Here is a 14667-nt window from a genome sequence, read left to right on the forward strand (position 1 = left end):
GCCTCACCCCGAGTCGGTCGGTTCCTCTCCCGGTCCCAGGGCCGCCTGCTCCACCAACGGGATGATCCGCAGCGGAACGGCGTTCTCCATCACGATCGCGGTGGAGGCCCGGACGATCCCATCAAAGCCGACAACCCGGTCGATCACCCGCTGGAGGTCCGCGTTGGAGCGGGCCACCAGCCGGCACAGCATGTCCCCGCTGCCGGTGGTGGTGTGCAGCTCCAGCACCTCCGCGACGCCCGCCAAGTGCGCCCGTACGTCGGCCCCTTGCCCCTGCCGGATCTCCAGCGTGGCGAACGCCGTGACCGGGTAGCCGAGAGCCGCCGGGTCCACCTCGGGACCGAATCCGCGGATGACTCCGTTCGACTGAAGCCGGTCGAGCCGGGCCTGCACGGTGCCCCGCGCCACCCCCAGCCGCCGGGACATCTCCAGCACGCCGATGCGCGGCTCCCGGGCCAGCAGCACGATGATCCGGCCGTCCAGACGATCGATCGCCATACCCTGCCTCCGAGATGGTCAGCCTGTACAGAAAGCCCGCCGGGGCCGCCGTGGCGCTGGGCAGACTGCCCAGCGGACGAGCGAAGTGTTGCGCACCTTGCCGGGCGGCGCGAGGCTTCGGCCATGACGCAGACCACACAGCACACTCCCGACACCGCCCGGCAGGCCGACCCCTTCCCGGTCAAGGGAATGGACGCGGTCGTCTTCGCCGTGGGCAACGCAAAACAAGCGGCGCACTACTACTCCACCGCCTTCGGCATGCGGCTGGTCGCGTACTCCGGACCGGAGAACGGAAGCCGCGAGACCGCCTCCTACGTCCTGGAGAACGGCTCCGCGCGTTTCGTCGTCACCTCGGTGATCAGGCCCGACAGCGCCTGGGGCCACTTCCTCGCCCGGCACGTGGCCGAGCACGGCGACGGGGTGGTCGACCTCGCCCTGGAGGTCCCGGACGCGCGCGCCGCGTACGCCTACGCCGTGGAGCACGGCGCCCGCCCGGTCGCCGAGCCGTACGAACTGAAGGACGAGCACGGCACCGTCGTGCTGGCCGCGATCGCCACCTACGGCGAGACCCGCCACACGCTCGTCGAACGCACCGGCTACGACGGCCCCTACCTGCCCGGCTTCGTCGCCGCGAACCCGATCGCCGAGCCGCCGGCCCACCGCACCTTCCAGGCGATCGACCACTGCGTCGGCAACGTGGAACTCGGCCGGATGGACGAATGGGTCGGCTTCTACCACCGGGTCATGGGCTTCACGAACATGAAGGAGTTCGTGGGCGACGACATCGCCACCGAGTACAGCGCGCTGATGTCGAAGGTCGTCGCCGACGGCACGCTCAAGGTCAAGTTCCCGATCAACGAGCCCGCCGTCGCCAAGAAGAAGTCGCAGATCGACGAGTACCTGGAGTTCTACGGCGGCGCCGGCGTCCAGCACATCGCGCTCAACACCCACGACATCGTCGCGACGGTCCGCACCCTGCGCGCCGCCGGGGTGCAGTTCCTCGACACCCCCGACTCGTACTACGACACCCTCGGCGAGTGGGTCGGCGACACCCGCGTCCCCGTGGAGACCCTGCGCGAACTGAGGATCCTCGCCGACCGCGACGAGGACGGCTACCTGCTCCAGATCTTCACCAAGCCGGTCCAGGACCGCCCGACCGTGTTCTTCGAACTCATCGAACGGCACGGCTCGATGGGCTTCGGCAAGGGCAACTTCAAGGCCCTGTTCGAGGCGATCGAGCGGGAGCAGGCCCGGCGCGGCAACCTCTAGCAGCCCTGCTGCCTCCAGCAGGCCCTACCGGGACCGGCCGCCCGGCGAGGACGGCTCGGCGGAGGTGCCCGAGCGGGAACCGTCCCGCCCGGACTGCCCGGTCCCCGGGCGGGAATCGTCCCGCTCGGACTGCCCGGTCCCCGGGCGCGAGCCGTCCCGCTCGGACGGTTCGGTCTCCGAGCGCGAGCCCTCCCGCCCGGACTGCCCGGTCCCCGAGCGCGAGCCCTCCCGCCCGGACGGTTCGGTCCCCGAGCGGGAACCGCCCCGCCCGGACGGCTCCGCGGAGGCCCCGCCGGCATCGTCGTCCTCCCGCGACGACCGCCCGGCGGAGGCCGCACCGGGGGCACCCTCCTGCGACGACCGCCTGGCGGAGGCCGCACCGGGGGCGCCGTCCCGCGACGACCGCCCGGCGGAGGCCTTACCGGGAGCGTCGTCCTGCGGAGCGGGCCAGGTGGCGGTCACCTCCGGGGGCGCCGCCGGCGACGGCTCGCCCAGCTCCGCCAGGGCCGTCCGGGCCGCGCGCACGCCCGACAGGGAGAAGTACGGGTTGATCCGCAGCGCCTCGGTGAGGTACCGCCGGGCCGGCCCCCGCTTCCTCAGCCCGAGCTCGATCATCCCCCGGTGGTAGGCGTACGGCGCGCTGCGCACCGTACCGCCGTGCGCCCGGTCGGTGGCGATCATGGCGTACCGCAGCGCCTCCGCGTCCCGGCCGGCCCGGTGCAGCGCCCACCCCAGCGCGTCCGCGACCTCGACGCCCGGCTGCCGCCGCCACTCGGCGCGCAGCCGCCGCACCGCCTCGGCCGGATCCCCGTGGTCGGCCTCCAGCCGGCCGAGGACCAGGTCCCCGTCGACCCCGCCGGCCGCCTCCTGGCGCACCCGCGTCCGCACCAGGTCGTACTGCACCCGGGCCGCCCGCACCATGCCCAGCGACTCGTACAGCTCGCCCAGCTCCAGCGCGTAACCCGGCAGCGGCTGCCGGGCGAGCGCCGACCGGTACGCGCCCACGGCCTCCGTCGTCCGCCCCAGGGCCGCCAGCACCCGTCCCTGCCCGGCCTGCGCGGCCCGCTGGTCGGCGTCGAGGCGCACCGCCTCCCGGAAGTACCGCAGGGCGGCCTCCGTATCGCCGCGCTCGAAGGCGAGCTGCCCGGCCCGCTCCCGCCACGCCGCCTCCTCGGCGGCCGTGGCCGCTCCCGCCGCCGCGTCGGACAGCGCGGCCGCCGCGTCCTCGCGCCAGCCCTGGTTCCGGTAGGCGGCCGCCGCCCGCCCCCGCACCGCCGTACCGGACCGCAGCGCCGTCATCCGGTCCAGCGCGGAACGGGCCTTCTTGTGGTCGCCGAGCCCGGTGTAGGCGTCGATGAGCTGCGCGTACGTCGTCCACTGCTTGGGCGCCAGCTTGCGCGCGGCCTCGCCCCACGCCCGGGCCGTCCGGAAGTCGCGGCGGGCGTTGGCGAGGGCGGCCAGGCCGGTGAGCGCCTCGGCGTTGCGGTGCGGGCGCACCTTCAGCGACGTGCGCAGCGCCCGCTCGGCCTTCGGGTAGAAGACGGCGGCGTCGGCGGTGCGCCGGCCCCGTTCGAGGTAGGCCGCGCCGAGGACCGCCCAGGCCCCGCCGTCCCCGGGACGGTCGCGCACCCGCTCCTCGCGCTCGTCGATCAGCGCGGCCAGGTCGGGCAGCGCGGCCGCGACCCCGGCGCGCACCGCCGTGTCGGCCTGCGCCCCCGGCAGCGGTCCCGGCGGCCGCCCCCGCTCGCCGAGCACCGGCACGAGCACCCCGCCCAGCGCCAGGCACCCGGCCAGTGCGCCCAGGACCAGCCGGCGCCGCCGCCGGGAGCGGGCCGGCCGGGCCCCTCCACGGGGAGCGGGGGTCCGCGGCTGCCGGTCCGCGGCTTCGGTCTGCACGGCGCTGTCCATGGCGCTCACTGTGCGTCAGTACGACGACCGGATTACAGCTTCCGCCGGGTGCCGCGGACGGGGTTCACACCGATGGCCCCGGGTGCGACGCTGTGATCATGAGCCGTATCGAAGCTCCTCGCGACGAAGCGACCGGCGGCCTCCCGGAGCGTCTGCCGGCCCGTCTGCTGGACGGCCTGCCCCCCGAGGCCGTCCTCACCGACCCCGACGTCACCGCCTCGTACGCCCACGACATGGCGAGCTTCTGTCCGGCCGGCAGCCCGGCCGCGGTGGTGCTGCCGCGCACGGTCGAACAGGTCCAGCACGTCCTGCGCACCGCCACCGAGCTGCGCGTCCCGGTCGTCCCGCAGGGCGCCCGCACCGGACTGTCGGGCGCCGCCAACGCCACCGACGGCTGCGTCGTGCTCTCCCTGACGAAGATGGACCGGATCCTGGAGATCGACCCGGTCGACCGCATCGCCGTCGTCGAGCCGGGCGTCGTCAACGCGGCGCTCTCCCGGGCGGTGGGCGAGTACGGCCTGTCCTACCCGCCGGACCCCTCCAGCTGGGAGACGTGCACGATCGGCGGCAACATCGGCACCGCCTCCGGCGGCCTGTGCTGCGTGAAGTACGGGGTGACCGCCGAGTACGTCCTCGGCCTCGACGTCGTCCTCGCCGACGGCCGCCTGATGTCCACCGGCCGCCGCACCGCCAAGGGCGTCGCCGGGTACGACCTGACCCGCCTCTTCGTCGGCTCCGAGGGCTCGCTCGGCGTCGTCGTGCGCGCCGTCCTCGCGCTGAAGCCGAAGCCGCCCGCGCAGCTCGTGCTGGCCGCCGAGTTCGCGTCGGGCGCCGCCGCCTGCGACGCCGTGTGCCGGATCATGGAGGCGGGGCACGTGCCGTCCCTCCTCGAACTCATGGACCGGACGACGGTCCGGGCCGTCAACGAGCTCACGCGCATGGGCCTGCCCGAGGCCACCGAGGCCCTGCTGCTCGCCGCCTTCGACACCACCGACCCGGCGGCCGACCTCGCCGCCGTCGGCGCGCTGTGCGAGGCCGCCGGCGCCACCCGGGTCGTCCCCGCCGAGGACGCGGCCGAGTCCGAACTGCTGTTGCAGGCCCGGCGGTCCACGCTCGTCGCCCTGGAGGCCGTCAAGGGCACCACCATGGTCGACGACGTGTGCGTGCCCCGGTCGCGGCTCGGCGACATGATCGACGGCGTCGAGCGGATCGCCGAGAAGTACCGGCTGACCATCGGCGTCGTCGCCCACGCGGGCGACGGCAACACCCACCCGACGGTCTGCTTCGACGCCCGGGACCCCGACGAGGTGCGGCGCGCCCGCGAGTCCTTCGACGCGATCATGGCCCTCGGTCTGGAGCTCGGCGGCACGATCACCGGCGAGCACGGGGTGGGCGTGCTGAAGAAGGAGTGGCTGGCGCGCGAGATCGGCCCGGTGGGCCTGGAGATGCAGCGGGCCGTCAAGGACGTCTTCGACCCGCTCGGCATCCTCAACCCGGGCAAAGTGTTCTGAATCCGGTGCGAGCTGTTCCGGCCTCCCGCGACGGCTCACTCCGCGTCCGCGGACCCGTCCGACGGCCACGCGCACCGGGGGTCGCGGCGGCCGAGGCGGTCGCGGGCGTCTAGGCGGTCGCGGGGGGCACGGGGGTCGAGGCGGTCGCGGGGGTCGCGGGGATCGCGGGGGGCTCGGGGGTCGCGCCCCCACGGCTCGTCCGCGGGCGCGGGGGCCAGCAGGTCGGCCAGGGCGTCGTCGATCCCCAGCTGCCCGCCCTCGGTGCCGGGCGGCACCAGCCGCAGCGTCCGCTCCAGCCAGGACGCGACCTGGGCCGCCGGCGCCTCCAGCAGCGCGTCACCGTCGGGCGAGCACAGCGCCAGCAGCACGACACCGCGCCCGTCCGCCTTCGCCGGCCACACCCGTACGTCCCCGTGCCCGCACGGCCGGAACACGCCCTCCACCAGCAGTTCGCGGGCGAACGTCCACGCGACGGGCCGTTCGGAGTCGATGTGGAAGGTGACGTGCACGGCGAAGGGGTCGTCGCTGCGGTAGCCGAGCCGGGCCGGGACCGGGACGCTCCGCTCCGGTGACAGGACGAGCCTGACCTCCAGTTCGCGCTCCACCACGGTGGGATGCATGTCCGTTCTCCTCTCGGTGCCGTTCCGTACGGCGTCCACGTGACCCGTACGGGAGGGAGAGCGGGTCCGGGCCGCAGCATTACGCGGGTTCCGGGAAGTTCTTTCGCCGGCGGTCCGAACGTGTGAAGGGTGTGTACGCGGTTGCCCGGAACGGGGCGGGTACGGCGGGACTGGCGGTGGGGGTTGCGCTCGTCTGATAGATGTGGATCCCCCCATCCCACCCCCGAGCAGATACGGGACGACGGACATGAGCGCCCCAACCCCGGCCCCCGGCGACGACAGGCCCCGCGAAGGGTATTACCCGGACCCGTCCATCCCTGGATACGTCCGGTACTGGAACGGTGCCTCCTGGGTGCCCGGCACCAGCCGCCCGGCCCCGTCCGACGGCGAACCGCTCACGCCTCCGTCCGGCGCGCGGCCGGCGGCTCCCCCGGCGTCCGTGGAGGAGACCGGCCCGCACTTCTTCGACGAGGACCCGGCACCGGCCGGGCCGCACGGCGCTCCTGACGCACCGTCGTCCGCGTGGGGCGGCGACGGCTCCCACCGCTCCGGCTTCGGCGGGGACCAGGACCGCCAGGCGTCCTGGGGGAGTCCGCAGGGCCCGGACCCGCGGGTGGGCGCGGCCCCGCCGGACGGGCGGCCGGCCGGCGGCGAGGGCACGGCGACGGCCCCTCCGGCGCAGCCGGACGCGGGCGCGGACCGGGCCGGTTCCGGCAGTACGTTCGTCTTCCGCCGTCCGACGGCCGGATCCGCCCCCGCGGCCGCCCCGCCCGCCGCCTCCCACCCCGGTGGCCCCGGCTCCGACGACGGCACCATGACCTTCCGCGCGCCCGTCCCGCGCACGCCCCGCCCTGACGGGGCGCCCGGGGCGCAGCCCGGAAGCACGGGCGCACCGGCCGGACCGGCCCGGCCGGCTCAGGGGAACCCCGGGGCTCCGGGTGTTCCGGGGACTCCGGGAGCTCCAGGGACGGCCGGAACCCCGGGCTCCCCGGCGGCGGCGGGCTTCGGCCCGCCGGGCTCCGCGGGCGCGGGTGCGGTCTCCGGCGCGCCCGGCGTGCCCGGGACCGGCTCCGGCGCGCCCGGCTACGGCGGGCCGGGCGCGGTCGCACCGGGTGGCGGCTTCGGGGCCCAGGGGCCCGTGGGCGCGCCCGGCTCCGGTGAGGCCGCCGCGGGTCTCGGCGCCGCCCAGGGGCCGGTCGGCGTGCCCGGTGCCGGTTTCGGCCCCCCGGCCGCCGCCGCTGCCCCGGCCGCCCCTTCCGCTCCGGCCGGCCCGTCCGCCGCCCCCGCTCCGGGCGGCTCCGCGCCCGCCGCCAAACCCGGCTTCGCCGCGGGCAAGGCCGCCGCCGAACGCGCCGCGGCCGCGCAGGCCCAGGCCGCACAGGCCCAGGTCCCCGCACCGGCGGCACCGGCGGCACCGGCCGCGCAGGGCCCCACGGGCCTGCCGCCCGCCCGGACCGCGGCCCCGTCCGCCGCTCAGGGCTCCGGCCCCGCCTTCGCCGGTCCCGGACAGGCCACCCCGAGCATCCCCCCGCAGTCCAGCGGCCCGCAGGCGACCGGCCCACAGTCCGTCGGCCGGCAGTCGACCGGCCCGCAGTCCGCCGGCCCCCAGCCCTCCCCGGCCGCCCCCGCCGGCCCCCAGCCCTCCCCGGCCGCCCCAGCCGGCCCTCAGCCCGCGCCGATGAGCGCGGGTCCCGGCGGTGGGCAGCCCTCCTGGCAGCAGCAGGTGCACCGGCTGGCGGGGGCCGGTGACGACCAGCCGGTCGTGCCGTGGAAGCCGCCGGTGGAGGACCTCTTCCAGGCGGCCGCCCGGCGGCAGGCGGCGGCCCGTCCGGCGGGGCTCGGCAAGCGGCTGGCCGCCCGCCTCGTCGACTCGCTCGTCCTCGGCGCCGTCACCTCCGCGGCCGCCGTCCCGCTCGGCGCCCGGGCCGTCGACCACGTCAACGACAAGATCGAGGCGGCCGAGCTGACCGGGGAGACCGTCACCGTCTGGCTGCTGGACGGCACGACGTCGGTATACCTCGGCATCGTCCTCGCGGTGCTGCTGGTGGCCGGGATCCTGTACGAGGCGCTGCCGACCGCCAAGTGGGGGCGCACGCTGGGCAAGAGGCTGTTCGGGCTGGAGGTGCGGGACATCGAGGGCCACGAGCCGCCGTCCTTCGGCGCGGCCCTGCGCCGCTGGCTCGTCTACAGCGTGTCCGGCCTGCTCGCCGTCGGTGTCGTGGGTGTCCTGTGGTGCCTGTTCGACCGGCCGTGGCGCCAGTGCTGGCACGACAAGGCGGCGCACACGTTCGTGGCGGACTGACCGGCCACCGCCCGTACGGCGGGCGGCGCAGGGAAATTCGTACTCCGGACGGCCGCTCGCCGGATGCGCGGCCGTGGGGTTCGCGGTCGACTCGGGCCATGACGACCGAACCGCCCCCCGGTTCCGGCGGCGAGCCGCCGGAGGACGATCCGTTCAGGAAGCAGCCCCCGCAGCAGCCCCCGTACGGTCAGGGGCAGGGCCCGCAAGGGTCGCCGTACGACAGCCCGCACGGCGGTGCGGGCGGGGGCGGGCAGCCGCCGCCCCCCGGCGGGCAGCCCCCGCCCTACGGCGGCGGCCCCTACGGCGGTGGTCCGCACGGTGGCGGCGGCGGCCCCTACGGCGGCGACCCGTACGGGGGTTATCCGGCCGACCCGCTGGCCGGCATGCCCCCGCTGGCCGACAGCGGCAAGCGGACGCTGGCCAGGATCATCGACATGATCCTGGTGGCGATCGTCGTCTGGCTGCTGACGTGGGGGTTCGGGGTCAACGAGTACGACATGGAAGGCGACCGCGTCGAGGTCGGCAAGTCCCTAGCCCAGTCCCTGATCGCCGCCGTGCTCTACGTCGCCTACGACACCGTCCTGATCGCCCGGACGGGGCGGACGCTGGGCAAGAAGTGGCTCGGCATGCGCGTGGCCAACCTGGACGACGGCTCGACGCCCTCCGTGCAGACCTCGCTGATCCGGGCCCTGGTGCTGTGGGTGCCGTTCGCGTTCTGCTGCGCGTGCCTGTGGACGGTGATCTGCGGCGGCTGGAGCTTCTTCGACAAGCCCTACAAGCAGGGCCTGCACGACAAGGCCGCCAAGACGGTGGTGGTGGCCGTCGTCTGACGCGGCGACAGCACGGCGGCGGGCGCCCGCCCGGCATGACGGCGGGCCCCCGCCGTGCCGGGCGGGGGCCCGCCGTCATGGAGGTCAGGACGCCGACGGTTCCCGGACGGGCTCGGGTACCGAGGCCGCTGGGACGACCGAGCCGGCCGGGACGGCCGAGGCGGGTGCGGGCTCGTCCACGGTGGAGCGTGCCACGACGACGGGGCCCCGCCGGGGGGCCGGGACCGTCATGGCGACGAGTACGCCGAGGGCGACCGCGGTGATGGAGATGACCGCGATGAGGGAGCCCGAACTCGTCTGGGACAGCGCCAGCATGGCGAGTGCCGAGAAGATCACGGTGCAGGAACCGTACGTGAGCTGTGCGACAGTCGGACGAGGCATGGCAATCGTGTCCTCGGAAGCGGGGGCGGTCTCGACTCTATTCGCCTGCATGCCCGAGTGGAACGAGCAGTAAGCGTGACCTAACCCACGGTGCCGGTGCACAGGGGGCGCACGGAGTCATGCGGTGCGGTACCCGGACGGCCGTGCGCGCCCGTCACGTTACGGTCATGTGTCCGCAATACGAACGTCGGCTCCCAATAATGCACTTGATCTGTCCAAGTCAAGGTCTGTCTTTTCCGCTGAACCAGTAGTCAAATGACGGCACTTGACTACACGCGTATAACCGCGCGCGGACATCCCTTGACATGGATCTCCCATCCGTGCGGCAGGGATGCGTTAGGGGAGGCATCAAGTGACGAGTAGATCCTGGACGTTCAGGACGGCCGCCACGGTCGTCGCCCTCGCGGCGGCCTCGGCGACGTTCTCGACGTTCGCCGTGGCGCAGGCGGCCGACAGCGTGCCGGCGAAGGCCCCGGCGGCCGACCGGCAGGACCCGCAGCCGGCCGAGGCCCGCGAGCACGACTTCGACGGGCCGCTCAGCAAGACGCAGGAGGCCCAGCGCGAGGAGGCCCTCAAGCAGGTCATATCCGGCGAGGCCACGGTCAAGGAGCGCGACGGCTCCAAGGTCGTGCAGCTCCAGGGCGGGAAGGGCGGCAGCAAGTACGTCGAGCTCGGCCGCGAGCAGACCGACAAGATCTTCACGATCCTGGTCGAGTTCGGCGACCAGATCGACAGCCGCTACGGCGGCACCACCGGCCCGCTGCACAACGAGATAGCCGAGCCGGACCGCACCCAGGACAACAGCACGGCCTGGCAGGCGGATTACAACCAGGAGCACTTCCAGGACCTCTACTTCGGCACCGGCGCGGGCACCGAGTCGCTGAAGAAGTACTACGAGAAGCAGTCCTCGGGCCGCTACTCGGTCGAGGGCGAGGTGACCGACTGGGTCAAGGTCCCCTACAACGAGGCCCGTTACGGCTCCAACGACGCCCCCACCGGCGCCTGGTACGCCGTGCAGGACGGCGTCAACGCCTGGGTGGCCGAGCGCGAGGCCGCCGGTGACACCGCCGCCGAGATCAAGGCGGAGCTCGCCGAGTTCGACCAGTGGGACCGCTACGACTACGACGGCGACGGCGACTTCAACGAGCCCGACGGCTACATCGACCACTTCCAGATCGTGCACGCCGGCGAGGACGAGTCCGCGGGCGGCGGCGCCCAGGGCGAGGACGCCATCTGGGCGCACCGCTGGTACGCCTTCGCCACCGACGCCGGCTCCACCGGCCCGGACACCAACAAGCTCGGCGGCACCCAGATCGGCGACACCGGCATCTGGGTCGGCGACTACACCATCCAGCCGGAGAACGGCGGACTCGGCGTCTTCGCCCACGAGTACGGCCACGACCTCGGTCTGCCCGACGAGTACGACACCTCCGGCGGCGGCGAGAACTCCACCGGCTTCTGGACGCTGATGTCCTCCGGTTCCTGGCTCGGCACCGGCAAGGAGAGCATCGGCGACCTGCCCGGCGACATGAACGCCTGGGACAAGCTCCAGCTCGGCTGGCTCGACTACGACGTCGCCGAGGCGGGCGTGAAGTCCACCCACAAGCTGGGCGTGGCGGAGTACAACACCAAGGACCCGCAGGCCCTCGTCGTCGTCCTGCCGGAGAAGACGGTCACCACCGACGTCGTCACCCCGGCGCAGGGCGCCACCCAGTGGTGGAGCGGCAGCGGCGACGACCTGCGCAACACCCTGACCCGCTCGGTCGACCTGACCGGGAAGTCGTCCGCCTCCCTGTCCCTCGACGGCTGGTGGGACATCGAGACCGACTACGACTACCTCTACACCGAGGTGTCCACCGACGGCGCCAACTGGACGCCGATCGACGGCACGCTGGCCGACGGCTCCGCCATCCCGCGCGACGGCAGCGGCAAGCCCGCCCTCACCGGCACGGTCGACGCGTACCAGAAGCTGACGTTCCCGCTGGACGCCTACGCCGGCCAGAACATCGGCCTGCGCTTCCGCTACGCCACCGACGGCGGTGTGGCCCAGCTGGGCTTCGCGGCCGACGAGATCACCGTGACCGCAGACGGCGCGACCCTGTTCTCCGACGACGCGGAGACGGCGGACGCCGCCTGGACGGCCGACGGCTTCACCCGCGTCGGTGCGTCCATCACGGACGACTACGCCCAGTACTACATCGCCGAGAACCGCCAGTACGTGTCGTACGACAAGACCCTCCAGGTCGGCCCGTACAACTTCGGCTTCTCGACGACCCGTCCGGACTGGGTGGAGCACTACCCGTACCAGAACGGCCTGTTGATCTGGAAGTGGGACACCTCGCAGGCGGACGACAACACCAGCGCGCACCCGGGCGAGGGTCTGATCCTGCCGGTCGACGCCCACCCGACGGCGCTGAAGTGGTCCGACGGCACGCTGATGCGCAACCGCATCCAGTCCTTCGACTCGACCTTCAGCCAGTACCCGACCGACGCGATCACGCTGCACAAGGCCGACGCCGCCACGAAGATCAAGGCGCGTCCCGGCGTCCCGGTCTTCGACGACGGCGCGTCGAGCTACTACGACGCGTCGAACCCGCTGGCCGGCGTCAAGGTCACTGACACCGACACCTCGATCAAGATCGTCAGCGAGCCCCTGAGCGGCTCGACGATCACGGTCAAGGTCGGACCGTCGGCGAAGTAGTCGACGTCTTCGCAGGTCACAAGCGCTTCGGCGGCGACCCCCTGGCGGGTCGCCGCCGATCGTGTTTAGGTGCCTCCTGTGAATTCGTTATTGACACGCGCATCGGCACCGACACGCACGGGGGTGTGACCGCATGGCCGCAGGAGGCTTCTGCAAGCTGCCCGACGGCTCCGTGGTGGTGGCACTGAACCTGCCCAGCCCCACCGCCGACGGCACCACCGCGCACACCGGCTCCGACCGGGGCGTCGTGCGCGTCCTCGTCCTCGCCCGCAACCGCGCCCGGGCCCTGACCCGGCTCCGCAACCTGGGCCTGCGCGCCGTCTACCTGCGCGGCAACGCGGCGCCGCCGACGCCGGACGAGATCACGGCGGTCCTGCACCACCCCGACGGCCTGATATGGCGGACCGCCCCCGACGGCGCCGGCGCCACGGCCCCCGAGCCGTGGCGCCCGATCCGGTCCCTGCTGAGGAGCCCGGCACCCCAGCCGTGACCCCCGGCTCCGGCTCCGGTCCGGCCCCGGGCGGTGTCCGGGGCCCGCCTCCGCCGGCCGGGCGCCGACCGCACCACCTGCCGGGCGCCGACCGCACCACCTGCCGCGCGGCCTACTGCACCACCGGCTTCCCGGACAGCTCCACGCCCGCCTCCCGCAGCTCCTCCAGCGCCCGCTCGGTGGTCTGCGGGGCCACCCCGGCGGTCAGGTCGAGCAGGACGTGCGTACGGAAGCCCTCCCGGGCCGCGTCCAGCGCGGTCGCCCGCACGCAGTGGTCGGTGGCGATGCCGACGACGTCCACCTCGTCGATCTCCCGCGCCCGCAGCCAGTCGCCCAGCTTGACGCCGTTCTCGTCGGCGCCCTCGAATCCGCTGTACGCGGCCGCGTAGGCGCCCTTGTCGAAGACGGCGTCGACGGCGCCCGATGCGACCGCCGGGGCGAAGTTCGGGTGGAAGCCCACGCCCTCGGTGCCCGCGACGCAGTGCGCGGGCCAGGAGCGGACGTAGTCGGGGTTGTCGGCGAAGTGGCCGCCGGGCGCGATGTGGTGGTCGCGCGTGGCCACGACGTGCCGGTAACCGGCGGGGGCCTGCCCGATCAGCTCGGTGATCGCGGCGGCCACGTCGGCACCCCCGGACACCGCGAGGCTGCCTCCCTCGCAGAAATCGTTCTGCACGTCTACGACGATCAAGGCGCGGCGCATGGTGGGTGTCCTTCGACTATGGGTGACGGTACGAGCCTAGAGACTGCGGCGGCGGAGGGGGAGGGGCGCGACCCGAGCGCGTGGCGGCACAGCTTCACGTACCCGAGCGCGCCTGGACGTACTCCGTCGGCAGGACGGGTTCCCCGCGCGAGAGCTGGGTCGCGGACAGCGGCAGGCCGGCCTTGGCGGCGACGTGCCGGTCGCGGGCGACGTCCAGGGACTCCCGGGCGACGACCTCGCCGCCCCGGACCAGCTCGACCAGGAGCTGCCGGCCGGCCAGCCCGTCGGGGACCGGGCCCGTGCCGATGACCTCGGCCTCCGCCACCCCGTAGGCGTCCAGCCGCCGGGCGGCCCACTTGCGCCCGCCGACGGAGGTCTTGCCGCCGGTCGACCTCTTCGCCACCGCCACCAGCGGCGCCTTCGGGTCGGCCGACTCGGCGCGGGCGACCAGCTTGTAGACCATCGAGCTGGTCGGGTGCCCGGAGCCGGTCACCAGCTGGGTGCCGACGCCGTACGCGTCCACCGGGGCCGCCGCCAGCGAGGCGATGGCGTACTCGTCGAGGTCCGAGGTCACGACGATCCTGGTGCCGGTCGCGCCCAGCTCGTCGAGCTGCTGGCGCACCCGGTGGGCGACGAGCAGCAGGTCGCCGGAGTCGATGCGCACCGCGCCGAGCCCGGGGCCGGCGACCTCCACCGCCGTCCGGACGGCCTCGGCGACGTCGTACGTGTCGACGAGCAGGGTCGTGCCCGCGCCCAGCGAGTCCACCTGGGCCCGGAAGGCGTCGCGTTCGGCGTCGTGCAGGAGCGTGAAGGCGTGGGCGCTCGTGCCCACGGTGGGGATGCCGTAGCGGAAGCCGGCCGCGAGGTCGGAGGTGGTGGCGAAGCCGCCGACGTACGCGGCGCGCGAGGCGGCGACGGCGGCCAGCTCGTGGGTGCGGCGGGCACCCATCTCGATCAGCGGGCGCCCGCCGGCCGCCGAGGCCATGCGGGAGGCGGCCGCGGCGATCGCGGAGTCGTGGTTGAGGATGGACAGGATCACGGTCTCCAGCAGCACGCACTCGGCGAAGGAGCCCTCCACCCGCATGATCGGCGAGCCCGGGAAGTACACCTCGCCCTCCGGGTAGCCCCAGATGTCACCCGAGAAGCGGTACGAGGCCAGCCAGTCCAGCGTCTCGTCGTCGACGATCGCCCGCTCGCGCAGGAAGCCCAGCACCCCCGGGTCGAAACGGAAGTTCTCGACGGCGTCCAGCACGCGTCCGGTGCCCGCCACCACGCCGTAGCGCCGCCCGTCCGGCAGCCGGCGGGTGAAGACCTCGAACACGCTGCGCCGCCCGGCCGTCCCCGCTTTCAGGGCGGCCTGCAGCATCGTCAACTCGTACTGGTCCGTGAAGAGCGCCGTCGAGGGGACGTCCACCGGCAGCCCAAGGTCCGCTGTGTTCATGGCAAAGATGGTACTC

10 protein-coding genes and 2 pseudogenes are annotated in these 14667 nt (G+C 74.1%); 6 read left to right on the forward strand and 6 right to left on the reverse strand.

From position 1 onward, the window contains the following. Nucleotides 1–3: 3 nt before the first annotated feature. On the reverse strand, nt 4–498 hold the full coding sequence (locus ACZ3KJ_RS00415; RefSeq protein WP_389523941.1) for an Lrp/AsnC family transcriptional regulator: 495 nt from the start codon (nt 496–498) through the stop codon (nt 4–6). Nucleotides 499–621: 123 nt separating this feature from the next. Between ACZ3KJ_RS00415 and hppD the strand changes: the two genes are divergently transcribed. Then, nucleotides 622–1767 carry a 4-hydroxyphenylpyruvate dioxygenase gene (gene hppD / locus ACZ3KJ_RS00420; protein ID WP_467523512.1) on the forward strand — a complete coding sequence of 382 codons (1146 nt, stop codon included), beginning with the start codon at nt 622–624 and terminating at the stop codon, nt 1765–1767. 459 nt (nt 1768–2226) lie between these two features. On the opposite strand, the pseudogene ACZ3KJ_RS00425 reads toward hppD, so the two are convergent. Then, nucleotides 2227–3675: pseudogene (locus tag ACZ3KJ_RS00425) on the reverse strand (tetratricopeptide repeat protein); the annotation flags it as partial. Between the two features lie 92 nt (nt 3676–3767). Between ACZ3KJ_RS00425 and ACZ3KJ_RS00430 the strand changes: the two are divergent. Next, nucleotides 3768–5186, forward strand: a complete 1419-nt coding sequence (locus ACZ3KJ_RS00430) for an FAD-binding oxidoreductase (RefSeq protein WP_467523514.1) — start codon at nt 3768–3770, stop codon at nt 5184–5186. Between the two features lie 152 nt (nt 5187–5338). Here the strand turns inward: ACZ3KJ_RS00430 and ACZ3KJ_RS00435 are convergent. Then, a pseudogene (locus tag ACZ3KJ_RS00435) lies at nt 5339–5806 on the reverse strand (SsgA family sporulation/cell division regulator); the annotation flags it as partial. Between the two features lie 247 nt (nt 5807–6053). Between ACZ3KJ_RS00435 and ACZ3KJ_RS00440 the strand changes: the two are divergent. Both ACZ3KJ_RS00440 and ACZ3KJ_RS00445 read left to right on the forward strand, forming a co-directional pair. Further along, a complete protein-coding gene (locus ACZ3KJ_RS00440; protein WP_467523515.1) occupies nt 6054–8108 on the forward strand; it encodes an RDD family protein in 2055 nt (684 codons plus the stop codon). A gap of 98 nt (nt 8109–8206) precedes the next feature. Continuing rightward, nucleotides 8207–8938, forward strand: a complete 732-nt coding sequence (locus ACZ3KJ_RS00445; RefSeq protein ID WP_467523517.1) for an RDD family protein — start codon at nt 8207–8209, stop codon at nt 8936–8938. Between the two features lie 84 nt (nt 8939–9022). On the opposite strand, the gene ACZ3KJ_RS00450 is transcribed toward ACZ3KJ_RS00445, so the two are convergent. After that, nucleotides 9023–9319, reverse strand: coding sequence for a hypothetical protein (locus ACZ3KJ_RS00450; RefSeq protein ID WP_467523519.1), 297 nt, complete (start codon nt 9317–9319; stop codon nt 9023–9025). Between the two features lie 352 nt (nt 9320–9671). Between ACZ3KJ_RS00450 and ACZ3KJ_RS00455 the strand changes: the two genes are divergently transcribed. After that, a complete protein-coding gene (locus ACZ3KJ_RS00455) occupies nt 9672–12020 on the forward strand; it encodes an immune inhibitor A domain-containing protein (protein WP_467523520.1) in 2349 nt (782 codons plus the stop codon). Between the two features lie 133 nt (nt 12021–12153). Next, on the forward strand, nt 12154–12510 hold the full coding sequence (locus ACZ3KJ_RS00460) for a hypothetical protein (RefSeq protein ID WP_467523521.1): 357 nt from the start codon (nt 12154–12156) through the stop codon (nt 12508–12510). 112 nt (nt 12511–12622) lie between these two features. On the opposite strand, the gene ACZ3KJ_RS00465 is transcribed toward ACZ3KJ_RS00460, so the two are convergent. Both ACZ3KJ_RS00465 and ACZ3KJ_RS00470 read right to left on the reverse strand, forming a co-directional pair. Continuing rightward, complete coding sequence (locus tag ACZ3KJ_RS00465; protein ID WP_467523522.1) at nt 12623–13210, reverse strand: nicotinamidase; 588 nt, start codon at nt 13208–13210, stop codon at nt 12623–12625. Between the two features lie 94 nt (nt 13211–13304). Continuing rightward, nucleotides 13305–14651 carry a nicotinate phosphoribosyltransferase gene (locus tag ACZ3KJ_RS00470; RefSeq protein ID WP_467523523.1) on the reverse strand — a complete coding sequence of 449 codons (1347 nt, stop codon included), beginning with the start codon at nt 14649–14651 and terminating at the stop codon, nt 13305–13307. Between the last annotated feature and the right edge of the window lie 16 nt (nt 14652–14667).

The organism is Streptomyces sp. NPDC003248, from assembly GCF_055563235.1.

Coding starts and splice junctions, on each gene's coding strand:
- ACZ3KJ_RS00415 (WP_389523941.1), bottom strand. CDS start 498: ATGGCGATCGATCGTCTGGACGGCCGGATCATCGTGCTGCTGGCCCGG.
- hppD (WP_467523512.1), top strand. CDS start 622: ATGACGCAGACCACACAGCACACTCCCGACACCGCCCGGCAGGCCGAC.
- ACZ3KJ_RS00440 (WP_467523515.1), top strand. CDS start 6,054: ATGAGCGCCCCAACCCCGGCCCCCGGCGACGACAGGCCCCGCGAAGGG.
- ACZ3KJ_RS00445 (WP_467523517.1), top strand. CDS start 8,207: ATGACGACCGAACCGCCCCCCGGTTCCGGCGGCGAGCCGCCGGAGGAC.
- ACZ3KJ_RS00450 (WP_467523519.1), bottom strand. CDS start 9,319: ATGCCTCGTCCGACTGTCGCACAGCTCACGTACGGTTCCTGCACCGTG.
- ACZ3KJ_RS00460 (WP_467523521.1), top strand. CDS start 12,154: ATGGCCGCAGGAGGCTTCTGCAAGCTGCCCGACGGCTCCGTGGTGGTG.
- ACZ3KJ_RS00465 (WP_467523522.1), bottom strand. CDS start 13,210: ATGCGCCGCGCCTTGATCGTCGTAGACGTGCAGAACGATTTCTGCGAG.
- ACZ3KJ_RS00470 (WP_467523523.1), bottom strand. CDS start 14,651: ATGAACACAGCGGACCTTGGGCTGCCGGTGGACGTCCCCTCGACGGCG.